Source organism: Cohnella sp. OV330 (genome assembly GCF_900112065.1).
Taxonomy (GTDB): domain Bacteria; phylum Bacillota; class Bacilli; order Paenibacillales; family Paenibacillaceae; genus Cohnella.
Window position 1 is genome coordinate 324,999 of sequence record NZ_FOKE01000009.1, and the last position, 12,747, is coordinate 337,745.

The following is a 12,747-nucleotide window of genomic DNA, read 5'->3' on the forward strand; positions in this document are numbered from 1 at the left end:
GATAACAGACTGGCGTTGCCGGAGGGCAGCGGAGCAACGGAGCTTACGAAGCTGCCGGCGCTCCGCTGCTCTTTTTTACATCTTCGTAGAATGGGAAAATGGTAAGGTTAATTGCTATAATGCGTATATCCGATTGTAAAAGTCAGGAGAGCGGGAAAGGTGAGACATATGGCAATCGATCCGAAACGCCAGGCGGGCGAAGAGGCGGTCAAGCTGGTCGAAGATGGAATGCTGGTCGGATTGGGAACGGGATCCACCGCGTATTGGGCGATCATGGATGTCGGCAGGCGCGTCAAGGAAGGGCTGAAGATTACGGCGGTGCCGACGTCGATTCGATCCGAAGAGCTAGCTCTATCGCTAGGGATACCGTTGATTCCGCTGGACGGTATCCCGCCAGGCGGGATCGATCTGACGATCGACGGCGCGGACGAAGCGGATGGGGAACTGAACCTGATAAAAGGCGGCGGAGGGGCGCTCCTGCGAGAGAAGATCATCGCGTCGCATAGCAAGCGGCTCGTCATTGTCGCCGACGCTTCTAAGGAAGTGAAGACGCTGGGCCAGTTTCCGCTGCCGGTGGAGATCGTGCCGTTCGGCTTCAAGCTGACGATGGGACGCCTCGAGGCGCTAGGCGGTCATCCTGCGCTTCGCCTGACTGAAGGGGACGAGCCGTACGTGACCGACAACGGTAACTATATCGCCGATTGCCGCTTCGGCGTCATCGAGGACGCGGAGGCGCTCGAAAAGACGCTGAACCTCATCCCTGGCGTCGTAGAGAACGGCTTGTTCGTCGGCATGGCGGAGCGCATCGTCGTCGGCTGCGAAGACGGAAACGTAAGCGTTCGGGAGCGCGTTAGGCGAGGATGACGGGAGGCGTGAAAAAGGGTTGCTCTTCTCCGAAATGCCGGAAAGGAGCAACCCTTCTATATTTGCCGCCGGCCTACTGGCGCGTCAGCATGAGCTTGTCGATCGCGAGCGTGTAGGCGTTGCTGCCCGGATCTTTGCCGGTGATCTGGAACTTGAACGTCTTGTTGCCCGAGGCGCCGATCGTGACGGTGCCGATACCGACGGTGTCATAAAACGCGTTGGCGTCATACCAGTCGAGCGGGTTGCCGACCGCCGCCCCGTCCACGTACAACTGAGCCGTGCCGCGGTCCGGATGCTTTTTCACCCGCGCGCTGATCGCGTACGTGCCGGCTGCGGGCACGTTCACGGTATACTGCAGCCAATCGCCTACGGCGTTGAAGTTGCTGTAGCTCAGCGAGCCGCCGCTAGCCGCGGCGTCCGTTCCGTTCGTATACGAATCGCCGGATGTGACAGTCGTCGCGAGGCTCTCGGCCTCGTACGTGACCGGTTGCGGCGTCAGCGCGATGTAATCGGTCGCGAGCGTATAGGAGGAGCTGGCCGCGTTTTTACCCGTTGACTGGAATCGGAACGCTTTGCTGCCCGCCGAAGCGAAAGTCACGCTGCCTAGGTCGACGGATACGTAGCCTTGAGCGCTCTGATACTCGTCGATCGGCGCGCCTTGGGCGGCGCCGTCAATGTATAGCTGCGCAATGCCGCGGTCCGGATGCTTCTTCACCTGCACCTTCACGTTGTAGGTGCCGGCCGCGGGCACGTTGACCGCGTATTGAATCCAGCCGCCTACGGAGACCGGGTTGCCGTAGCTGAGCGCGCCGTTGCTGGCCGCTGAATCGCTGCCGACCGTGCTAGTTCCGCCCGAAGACGTCGTGACCGGCGCGTTCTCCGCTTCGTACTTGACGGCTTCCGGCACCGGCGGAGGCAGCGTCCGGTCCGGCGTCTTGTACGTAAGCCGAATCGTGTCCGTGGCAAGCGTGTATTGGCCGCTAGCCGCGTTCTTGCCCGTCACCTGGAACTTGAATGCCTTATCGCCCGCAGACGTAAAGGCGATATTGCCCAAGTTCACCTCGACGTAGCCCTGCGTCGCGGCGTACTCGTCGATCGGCGCGCCCTGCGCCGTGCCGTCGATGTACAGCTGCGCCGTCCCGCGGTCCGGATGCTTCTTGACTTGGACCTTGACGTTGTACGTGCCCGCGCTCGGCACGTTTACCGTGTATTGCACCCAACCGCCGACGCCGCCGGCGTTGGCGTAATTCAACGCGCCGCCGCTGGCCGCCGAGTCGGTGCCGTTCTCCTGCGTGCCGCCCGAAGACATCGCGACCGGCAGGCTCTCGGCCTCGTTCGCGATTCCGGACGAGACAGTGACGCTGCCCGTACCGCCCGTTCCGATCGCCACGTCCGCCGCGATCGTCTTATTCGCCGTGCGGTCGAACACGATGACCTTGCCCGTCGTGCCGGCCGTTCCCGTCGCATTCATCGTAATCGCGGAGCCGCTGGCGCTCACCGTGTACGCCGCGATCTTCTCGTCCGCGTACAGCACCTGCATGTCGGCCGATGCGTTGTCCTCCTGAATCCAGAACGCCTTGCCCTTGGACGTATTCTCGGCGAGGTTGACCGGCAGGCCCGGCGACTTCAGCTGAGCGCCCGTATACCGGCCTTTGTACCGGTAATTGATATTGCCGCTGTCGTCCATTGTGACGTCTTCGACCAGATAGGTCTTGTTGCTGTCGAGCCAGCGCAGGTTCAGCGTCAGCTCCGTGGCCGCCGCCGTCTCGCCAGCCGCCGTCGCGATGACGAGCGCCTTGCTCTTGTCGTCCGACGCGTACATCCAGGCATACGGACCGGACGTGTCGAAGTTGGGCCCGGCGTACAGCGGCCGGGTCATGCCGTCCGTCAGTGCGACGATGCGCGGATTTTTGCGCCATTCGTTGAACTTCTTCAGCGTAGAGACGCCCGCCGCGCTCCAGGTGCTGGGATCCTTCGCGAACTTAATGACGCGCGCCAGCATGTAGGAGTAGTAGTCCTCGGTCTTGCCGGTCGTCAGGCCGCCGTAGTAGACCGAGTTCATCGGCAGGTAGCCGAAGCTGTCAAAGCCGATGAGCATGCTCTTGTCGACGTTGCCCTTGGCGGAAACGAAGCCATTGTCCCCGATATGCAGCAGTCCGACATTGCGGTCGCCTTGGGTCGGGTAATAGTCGACTTCGCTCGTTTCCTTCATCAGAAAGTCCGGATGGCGCGAGACGACGTCGTTCATGTAATTGCGCACGTTGACGTTTTTCCGGTAAACGCTGTCGCTCGGATGCGAGGTCGAGGTCGCCGTCGTGTTCGGCCAGAATTCGGTCAGGTCGATCATCTGATGCGAGAGGTGATAGTTCGGGATCATGAAGTCCTCGACCTGGCTGCGCTTGAACTCGATGTTTGCGGGATCGGCCAGATCGCGCCCGGCGTTATGGTTGTCGCCGGTCATGCTGAACCACAGGCCGAACTTCATGCCCTGGGCGACGATCGTGTCCGTCAGCGCGGCGAGGTTGGAGGTGAACGCGCTCGCCGGCGTCGTCGTGTCGCGCGTCGTATTCCATAGGTCGTCGAGCATCACCATGTCCATGCCCGCTTGCACGGCCTTCGGAATGACCGTGTTGCGATAATAGGACTCCGTGCGGTTGTTCAGCCATTCCCAGTCGTTGGTCGTGAAGACGGCCGTCGTATTGTGATATTTAAAGCGCTTACGAAAATGCTCTTCAACAGCCATGCGTCCGTCCAGAATATCGCCCTTAAATACGGTCATATCCACGGCGATATATTCGTAGGTCTCTCCCGGAAACAGCACGAGCTGCAGCGACCCCGGGTTCGTCGATACCTTTACGTTGTCGATGCCGCTCCAGGCGTTGATGTTGGCGAACGGGAGATTGTTCGTCCCGCCCTGCGTCTTCCAGTTCATCTCCGGCTGGATCGTCCAGCCATCGCCCGTGTTGTATTGGGTAATGGCGTTCTTGCCCGCATTCGGGGCGAGCGCGCCGGAGGTGCTGCTCCAGGTCATGTTGGGCACGTAGTAGAGGGTATGGGCATCGTTCGGAAAATTGAGCGCGATGATATCCGATGCCGATATCGTTTTCTCCGACGTGCCGTTGTTCTTGAGGACGTTCGAATATTTAAGGCCCGCCCGGTCGTTGTAAAGCTCGAACTTGAGCTGGACGGTTACGTTTTGCGGCGAAGTGCGGCTGATCGGAATGGTCAGCTGCTTGCCCCAGGTCGTGCCGAACTTCGTGATGTCGCTGACGGTATCCGCCCCGAGCGTCCAACCGCCGTCGTCCGCGTACAGGTCGCTGCCGCCGTAGTTATAATAGAACAAATAACTGCTGCCGCTGCCCGTCAGATACTCCTTGCCCGCTTCTTTGTTGTAGAAGCTGGTCATCTCGATACTGCCGCCGCTGAACGTAATAACCGCCCGCAGCACGTCGTTCTCCAGCGTCCACGTATTGCCGCTCTTGACGATCGTCGAGCTCGCCGCGGCCGCTTTGGGCACCTGCGCCTCCTTCACGTACGGTATGCCTGTCAGCAGGAGGCTTACGACCATCGCGATACACAATCCAAGACGCATTCCCGCTTTCCAAATCATCATCCAAATCCCCTTTCGGCATATTGAAATAGACCCGCAAGCCGCCTGCGGCGGCTCGCGCAACCTTAGAGGCTTGCGGGCCCGGTGAAACCGTCTTATATAAAGCGCTTTACTTGCCGAGCGAATTCATGAAGTCGACGTATTCCTTCTCGGCGTCCGCCGTAGCCGGATACCATTCCTTCTCGAGGAAGTCCTTGAACTGCTGCTCGTCGATGCTGCCCGTGATGTACGCGATCTCCTTGTCGTCCTTCTTCTTGACGAGATCGGGGATGGTGCCGTTCAGGTTCAGGATCTTAGGCGAGCGCACCGCAGGGACGTTGACGACGGTCATTTGCGCGAGCGCGTCGTCCAACTGCTTCTTGTAAATGGCCAGACGTTCCGGCGTATCCGCGTTGACGATTGAAGCGCCGTCGCCGTTGATGGCATTGGCAGGCGTCATGTACGAGCTCGTGAGCGTCCCGAGCTTCGTCGTCTGGTCCGCGGTCCGAACGACCGCTTTGGTGGCCGGATCGTAGCTGTCGTAGGTCAGGCCTTTCACGCCAAGCTGGAACAGCGTGTTGGCTTCCGCCGTATTGCCCCAGTCGAGGAACTTCAGCACGTCGTCGACCTTCTTCGAGCCCTTCGGAATCATCCAGCCGCCCCACATCGCCGGCGTGACCCAGTCCGACGCGACGCCCTTTTCGTCTTTCAGAACGCCATGGTAAGAGAAAATCTTTTCGGAATCCGGAAGCTTGCTGATGTTGCCCAGCACGGCCGATTGGTGGCCGTAGACGATGCCGACCTTGTACTGGTTCAGCTTTTCCGTGTCGACGTAGATCTTGTTGATCAGGAACTCCGGATCGATCAGCTTCTCGTCGTTCAACTGCTTGAGATAAGTGAGGTAAGGAATGTAGCCGGACATCTTTTCGCGGATCTTGTACTGGCCGTCCGTGTCCTTGACGCCGTCAACGACCGGCAGGTCGAACGCCGCCGCCAGGAAGTTCGTGGCATTCCAGATCGTGTTGCGTCCGAGATCCGGACCGGAGAGCGACAGGCCGTACGTGTCGGCTTTGCCGTTGCCGTCGGGATCGTTTTTGGCGAACGCCCGCACGACGTTCGTGAACTCCTCGAGGTTCGTCGGCGCCTTGAGACCCAGCTTATCCAGCCATTGCTGGTTGATCATGTAGCCCCAGTGATTGACGACGTTCGTTCTCGGGATGATGTAGGTTTTGCCGTCGTTGACCGACTTGACCGCGTTCCACATATCCGGCGTGATGTTTTTCATCAGGTTAGGGTAATTGGCGATCTTGTCGTCCAGCGGCTCGAGGAGCCCGTTTTGCGCCCACTTTTCCATGTTCGCGTCCGCGCCGTTGCCTGCCGTGCCCCAGTTGTAGATCACGTCGGGCAGATCGCCCGAGGCCATGACGACCTGGAGCTTGTCCACGTAGTTGTTGATCGGCGGCGCTTCGATCTCGAGCTTCACGTTCGCCAGCTTGCCGGCTTCCGCGACGACGGGGTTGTTGTCGAGGACGACGTCCGCGTTCACCCGGTTGAACATCTTGATCGTCACCGGATCCTTCTGGCCGGCCGATGCGGAAGCGGGGGCCGAGGAGGAGGCGGCAGCGGATCCGGAAGGCGCAGCTTCGCTCGAGCTGCCGGCGTCGTTGTTGTTGCCAGAGGAGCAGGCGGCGAGCGCGGAAGACATGAGCATTGCGGATACTAGCAGGCTTGCCCGGTTAATGCGTTTGTTTCTCATGTTCATATCCCCTTCAAATTATGTTTTTTATAGTTAAGCCGCAGTAAATCTCGGCCTTCACCCGAGCGAGGTCTAGCCTTTGATGGAGCCGATGAGCATGCCCTTCATGAAGTACTTCTGCATGAACGGGAAGATCAGGATGATCGGCAGCGTCGAGAAGATGATGATCGCCATCTTGATCGTGAACTCCGTCACCCCGGAGTTGCTGGCGTCCAGCACGTCCCGCGCGACCCCGCCGCTGTCGACGACGAGGTCTCGGACAATGAGCATGAGCGGCCACAGGTCCCGTTTCGACGTATAGATAATGGCGTTAAAGAACGTGTTCCACTGGGTGACCGCGTGGAAGATGACGAACGTGGCGATCGCGGGCTTGGATAGCGGCACGATGATGCGGGCCAATATCGTCAGCTCGTTGGCGCCGTCGAGCGAAGCCGATTCCTCCAAGCTCGCGGGGATGCTGCCGATGAAGCTTTTCATCAGGATCAGGTTGTAGGCGCCGAGCGCGCCGGGAAGAATCAAGGCCCACAGCGTGTTGTACATGTCGAGCGAGCGGATGAGGTAGAAGTTCGGGATCAACCCGCCGTTGAAAAACATCGTGAAGGTGATGAGCAGCAGAATGACGTTGCGTCCCTTCAGATCGGTTTTTGAAAGCGGATACGCGGTAATCAGCATTAAAAAGATGTTCAAGGCGACGCCCGCGACCGTGATGATGATCGTATTGCGATAGCCGGTCCAGAGCACCGACATCTTGAAGATCTGCCGATAGGCGCCGAACTCGACGTGGGTCGGGATCATGCGGAGCGGATGCGCCAGGTAGTCCGTGTAGGGCGTGACCGAGTAAGCGGCCACGTAGACGAACGGGAACAGGCACAGGAGCGCGAACAGCGTGATGACGAAGTAGTTCACGGAATCGAAAATTTTATCGCTGCGAGAGCGGATGTTCACGGGAGAAGCCTCCTTTCTGGGCGCGTGGCCTTACCAAATGCCGTCTTCCTTCATCCACTTGGCGATCCGGTTGCTCGCGATCAGGAAGATGAGGCCGATCGCCGAGGTGAACAGCCCGACCGTGGCGCCGAAGGAGAAGCGGCCGCCGAGGATGCCGACGCGGTAGGCGTACGTCTCGAACACTTCGGATACGTGGAGGTTCATCGGATTTTGGAGGACGAAGATCTGCTCGAAGCCATTATTCATGATGTGGCCCAGACGCAGGATGATGAGGACGACGATCGTCGACTTGATGCCGGGCACCGTGATATGCCACAGCCGCTTCAGCCGGCTCGCGCCGTCGATGCTCGCGGCTTCGTACAGCTCGGTGTTGATGGAAGCCATCGCGGCAAGATAGATGATGCTCTCCCAACCGGAATCCTTCCAGATGCTGCTGAGCACGACGAGCGGCCTGAAGAAGGCGTTGTCCGCCAGGAAGAAGACGGGCTCGATGCCGAGCTGCTGCAGGAAGAGGTTGAACACGCCCCAGGTCGGCGACAGGAAGTTAACCAGGATGCCCCCGATGACGACCCAGGAGATGAAGTGGGGCAGGTAGATCAGCGTCTGGCTGAACTTCTGGTAAGTCCGGTTGCGCATCTCGTTCAGGAACAGCGCGAGCAAGATCGGGAACGGGAAGCCGAACAGGAGCTTCAGGAAGCTCAGGTACAGCGAGTTCAGGAATACCGTGTAGAAGTCGTCGAGGCCGAACATGTACTTGAAGTTCTCCATCCCGATCCAGGGACTGTGCAGGATGCCCCTGGCGAAGTTGAAGTCCTTGAAAGCGATGACGACGCCGTACATGGGGATGTAGTTAAAAATCAGGAAGTAGGCGATTCCGGGCAAGAGCATGAGGTAGAGATACTTCTTCTTGTTGAGGTAACGAAACGTCGATCTAAGACTGTTCGTCATGGAGTTTCACTTCCCCGCGTGTCAGAGTGAGAGGTTGGCGATGCTTAACCCTTGAGGCAAAGGGAAATCAAGTCGTTGACGTCCGCGGTGGCCAGGCACTCGTACGTGTCTCCCGCGCCGTAGTAGATTTTCACCTCGCCCGTGTCCTCCAGGATCATGCCGCCGGGAAAAATGACGTGGTTGCGGAATCCGCCGTCCTTCTCGTAGTCCGCATCCGGCGCGAGCAGCGGCTCCTTGTACATGCCGACGACGCGCTTCGGATCGTCCAGGTCGAGCAGCATGATGCCGGCGGTGTACCGCTTTTTCCAGGTCGGCTCCCAGCCGTTCTTGCCGCGCGACGGATCGATGTCCACCGCGTGGAACGTCGTCAGCCATCCCTTCGGCGTCTTGATCGGCGGCGCCGCCGGACCGAGCTTGGCGTTGGCGAACGGCACTTGCTCGACCGCCAGCAGCAGGTCGGAGTTGCCCCAGTACTTCAGGTCGGCCGAGTCGGAGATCCAGATGTCGAAGCGCTCCTCGCCTCCGCGGCTGTAGATCGTGAAGGGACGCTCGAGCCGGAGGTAGCGCCCGTTTCTTTTCTCGGGAAACAGCACCATGTTCCGGTTGTCCGGCACGCTCAGGCTGATCACCTCGAACTTCTCGAAGTCGTCCGTCACCGCGATGCCGCCGCGGATGCCGTGCCCGGTGTCCACCGCGAAGCACATATAACAGCGGCCGTCGATGACGGTGAGCCTCGGATCGTACGTCCGGATGATGTCCTCGCCCTCGAGGCTGAAGCACGGCTCGGGACGAACCTCCCAGTGGATGCCGTCGTCGCTGTAGGCGAGACCCAGGTTGGTCGTGTCGATGGGTGACAGCGTTTTCAAGTCTTCCTGACCGTAGTCGTTGCGGAATACCATCACGTACTTGCCCTGGAACTTCGTCACGCCGGCGTTGAATACCAGGGCGGGATTATAAGGGACTTGCTTGCTGGTCAGAATGGGGTTGTTCGGATGGCGAACGATCAAAGAACTGGACTTCAGGGCACCGATGGTCGGCAAACTCATGCGATAAATCCTCCCGGCAAAAATAATTTCTTGATGAAGACACCCCTAGTGTATGGTATATTCTAGCTGCGAATGGCCCGGATTTTTATGAAAATATCCCGTTTTTTTATCATTTGGGAGGGTTTTTATGACCGTTTTTCCTGTCAATAAAAACTTGAGCGACTATGAGATGATCGAACGCGACTTCCCGTTCTACGTCTCCATCAATGAGATTCGCCGCTTCTATCCCGCGCATCGCCACGACTTTTTGGAGTGCTCGCTCGTGATCGAAGGAGAGGGCTACGAGAAGATTAACGGCGTCAATCACCCGATGAGCCGCGGCACGTTCACGCTGCTGCTCCCCTTCCAGATCCACGAGATCGTCACGACCTCCCAGCAGCCGCTGCGGCTGTTCAACTGCATGTTCGCCATGGAGCTGCTGATCGCCTCGTCGAAGGTCGAATCGTCGCATCTGCGGTCGCTGCTCATGGAGAACCAGCAGCCGTACATCCAGTTCGGCCCCGACGAGCTGGCGCCGCAGGAGCAGCTGTTCGCCGAGCTGCTGCGCGAATACGCGGGCGATCTGCCGTACCGCAAGGAGATGCTGCCGCTCCGCCTGCACGAGCTGCTCATCCGCTTCCAGCGCAAGCGGCTGGCGTTGACAAACAACGCGAGCTTGGCCGATCAGGAGGGGCGGGGCGGCTTCGTCTGGCCGATCCTCGAGTACATTCACTACAACTACCGGGAGGATCTGTCGCTGTCGGAGCTGTCCGAGCGCTTCGACCTTCATCCGACGCGGCTCAGCGTGGAGATCAAAAAGCACGCCGGCATCAACTTCCTGCACTTGCTGCATCACATTCGGATCCGGCATGCCTGCAGCCTGCTCGTCGCGACGGACATGAGCATCCTCGACATCGCGATGGAAGTCGGGTTCAGGTCGTACAAGGTGTTCGCGCGCACGTTTCGGGAGAACAAAGGAAAGACTCCCGGGGAGTATCGCCGGGAGCATATGCATTCGTATTGAGCGAGGATGGAGGAAGAGCCGGGAGACGGCTTTGTCCCGCGTGCGAATTGCAGGGAGAGCGGCGGGGAGGCGGCGTTGATTCAGCGTATGAATGCAGAGGAAATATCGGGTGCCGGCTTCGTTCTAGCGCGTCATTGCGGTCTCGCCCGTCCGGGCGATCTCCAGAATGCCGTAGGCCTGGAGCAAGGTCAGCAGGGCGTCGTTTTTCTCCCGGTCGCCGACGGCCTGGATCATCATCGTCTCGGGCCCGACGTCGACGACCGCGCAGCGGAACGTCTCGATCAGGCCCCGGACGGACGCCCTCGACGCTGGCGGCACCGAAAGGCGGACCAGCATCAGCTCGCGCGCCACGGCGGGCGTGTCGCCGAGCGGCGAGACGGAGACGACGTCGATCAGCTTGCGGAGCTGGCTGGCGATCTGTCCGAGCTCCCGCTCGCTGCCGCGGACCGCGACGACGAGCCGGGAATGCGCCTCGAGCTCCGACGTGCCGACGGTGACGCTGTCGATGTTGTAGCCGCGGCGCGAAAATAGGCCGCTGACCCGCTGCAGCACGCCGGGGCGGTCCCGCACGAGCACGCTCAAATAATGCCGGTCCGTCATAAGTTTTCCTCCTTCATTGCCCCGTACAGGTCGGGGTCTCCCAGCAGCATGTCCTGCAGGCGTTGGCCTTGGGGCACCATCGGATAGACGAGCTCGTCCTTGTCGACGACGAAGTCGATCAGGACCGGACCGTCCGTCGCCAGCGCTTCGGCCCAGACGGCTTCCGCCTCCCGCTTGTTCGTAGCCCGCAGCCCCTTCACCCCGTACGCTTCGGCGAGGAGCACGAAGTCCGGACTGCCGCCGAGATCGATGTGGCTGTATCTACCCTCGTAAACGAGCTCCTGCCACTGCTTGATCATGCCGAGCGTCCGGTTGTTGATGACGACGATCTTCACGGGAATTTGCCGAATGGCGCAGACGGCCAGCTCCTGGGCGCACATCTGCATGCCGCCGTCTCCGTTGACGGAGACGACGAGACGGTCCGGATTGCCGATCTGGGCGCCGATCGCCGCCGGGAAGCCGAAGCCCATCGTGCCGAGCCCGCCCGAGGTGACGAGCGTGCGCGGCCGGTCGAAGCGGCCGTATTGGGCCGTCCACATCTGGTGCTGGCCGACGTCGGTCGTGACGATGGCGTCTCCGCCGGTCGTGCGGGCGATCATCTCGATGACGTACTGCGGCTTGAGGACGTCGTCGGAATCGCGGTAGCGGAGCGGGAAATCCTTTTTCCAAACGAATACGAGGGCAAGCCAGCCGGAAGCGGAAAGAGAAGCGGCGCCGGAGCGGCGGCCCGTCTCGTCGCCGACGGAGACGCGTACCGCCTCGGTTGCGTCGGAGACGCGGACCGGCACTGCGGTACCGGGGGACCGGTCAACCTCCGCGTTAACCGAGGCGAGGACAGCCTCGTCGCCGCCGGGAGCGACAAGTCCCAGCGCCCGGTTGAGCGCGGAGAGCGCGAGACGCGCGTCGCCGCTGACCGGATAATCCACCTGCACCAGCTTCCCGATCTCCGCGGCGTCGATCTCGATATGCGCGATCGCCGCCCGCTGCGCGAAGCCGTCGAGCCGCATCGTCACGCGATCGTCGAAGCGCGCGCCGACCGCGATGAGCAGGTCGCACTGCAGAATAGCCTGATTCGCGGCATACGTGCCGTGCATGCCCGGCATGCCGAGCCATAGCGGATCTTGGGCGGGCAGCGCGCCCATGCCCATCAGCGTCGTCGTCACGGGAATGCCCGCGCCGCGCGCAAGCACCGCGAGATGGTCCGCTGCGCCGCTCTGAAGGACGCCGCCCCCGGCCAGCAGCAGCGGGCGCTCGGCTTTGCGGATCGCCTCGGCCAGGGCTTCGACGTCCGCCTCGTCCGGAAGGACGGGGGACAGCAAGGATGGAGGCAGGTCGAGCCGCTCGGGATAGACGAATTCGACGATCTCGGCGGACACGTCCTTCGGGATGTCGACGATGACCGGGCCGGGCCTGCCAGCAGCCGCGATCGCGAACGCTTCGCGGATCGTGCGGGCCAGGTCCTCCGCCTTCGTGACGAAAAATCCGTGCTTCGAGATCGGCTGCGTAATGCCGATGATATCGGCCTCCTGGAAGGCGTCGGTGCCGATCAGCGACGTGGCGACGTTGCCGGTAATCACGACGAGCGGCACCGAGTCCATATGCGCCGTCGCGATGCCGGTGACGAGGTTCGTCGCGCCGGGTCCGGACGTGGCGAGGCATACGCCCGTCTTGCCCGTCGACCGGGCATAACCGTCCGCGGCGTGCACGGCGCCTTGCTCGTGGCGCGTCAGCAGATGCCGGAACGCGGGGTTGCCGTGCATGGCGTCGTAAATGTAGAGCACCGCGCCGCCCGGATAACCGAATACGCATTCGACGCCCTCGAGCAGCAGCATGCGAAGCAGAATCTCCGAGCCGCTGATCCGCTCCCTACGGCGTAGCCGCTGCCGCAGCTCCTCGCCCGTTTCTGCCGTTTCGATCCTTTCTGAAGTTACGATCCGTTCTGTCTTTTCCATCGTTCGAACGCCTCCTCCGGCTATGCTGTGCCGAGCGTACCACG

Annotated in this window: 9 protein-coding genes; 2 read left to right on the plus strand and 7 right to left on the minus strand. The window is 60.8% G+C overall.

Features of this window, described 5'->3' with window-relative positions:
* The first annotated feature begins 174 nt into the window (after nucleotides 1-174).
* Complete coding sequence (rpiA, locus tag BM235_RS21605; protein WP_090116353.1) at nucleotides 175-864, plus strand: ribose-5-phosphate isomerase RpiA; 690 nt, start codon at nucleotides 175-177, stop codon at nucleotides 862-864.
* Nucleotides 865-937: 73 nt separating this feature from the next.
* Here rpiA and BM235_RS21610 read toward each other — a convergent pair whose 3' ends face one another.
* The 5 genes from BM235_RS21610 to BM235_RS21630 all read right to left on the minus strand — a co-directional run bounded on the left by BM235_RS21610 (nucleotide 938) and on the right by BM235_RS21630 (nucleotide 9,148).
* On the minus strand, nucleotides 938-4,477 hold the full coding sequence (locus tag BM235_RS21610) for a carbohydrate-binding protein (protein ID WP_090116309.1): 3,540 nt from the start codon (nucleotides 4,475-4,477) through the stop codon (nucleotides 938-940).
* Between the two features lie 106 nt (nucleotides 4,478-4,583).
* Nucleotides 4,584-6,209, minus strand: coding sequence for an extracellular solute-binding protein (locus tag BM235_RS21615; protein ID WP_158543758.1), 1,626 nt, complete (start codon nucleotides 6,207-6,209; stop codon nucleotides 4,584-4,586).
* Nucleotides 6,210-6,281: 72 nt separating this feature from the next.
* Nucleotides 6,282-7,154 (minus strand): carbohydrate ABC transporter permease, encoded by an 873-nt coding sequence (locus BM235_RS21620; protein ID WP_090116311.1) that lies wholly within the window; start codon nucleotides 7,152-7,154, stop codon nucleotides 6,282-6,284.
* 30 nt (nucleotides 7,155-7,184) lie between these two features.
* Entirely contained in the window at nucleotides 7,185-8,102 is a 918-nt protein-coding gene (locus BM235_RS21625) for an ABC transporter permease (protein WP_090116312.1), read from the minus strand.
* 44 nt (nucleotides 8,103-8,146) lie between these two features.
* Nucleotides 8,147-9,148, minus strand: coding sequence for a glycoside hydrolase family 130 protein (locus BM235_RS21630; protein ID WP_090116313.1), 1,002 nt, complete (start codon nucleotides 9,146-9,148; stop codon nucleotides 8,147-8,149).
* Nucleotides 9,149-9,275: 127 nt separating this feature from the next.
* On the opposite strand from BM235_RS21630, the gene BM235_RS21635 reads away from it, so the two are divergent.
* Nucleotides 9,276-10,151, plus strand: coding sequence for a helix-turn-helix domain-containing protein (locus tag BM235_RS21635; protein ID WP_090116314.1), 876 nt, complete (start codon nucleotides 9,276-9,278; stop codon nucleotides 10,149-10,151).
* Between the two features lie 123 nt (nucleotides 10,152-10,274).
* Here the strand turns inward: BM235_RS21635 and ilvN are convergent, their stop codons facing one another.
* Both ilvN and BM235_RS32675 read right to left on the minus strand, forming a co-directional pair.
* Nucleotides 10,275-10,751, minus strand: coding sequence for an acetolactate synthase small subunit (gene ilvN, locus BM235_RS21640; protein ID WP_090116315.1), 477 nt, complete (start codon nucleotides 10,749-10,751; stop codon nucleotides 10,275-10,277).
* Entirely contained in the window at nucleotides 10,748-12,703 is a 1,956-nt protein-coding gene (locus BM235_RS32675) for a thiamine pyrophosphate-dependent enzyme (RefSeq protein WP_255374508.1), read from the minus strand. Before BM235_RS32675 ends, ilvN begins: the two co-directional genes overlap by 4 nt.
* Between the last annotated feature and the right edge of the window lie 44 nt (nucleotides 12,704-12,747).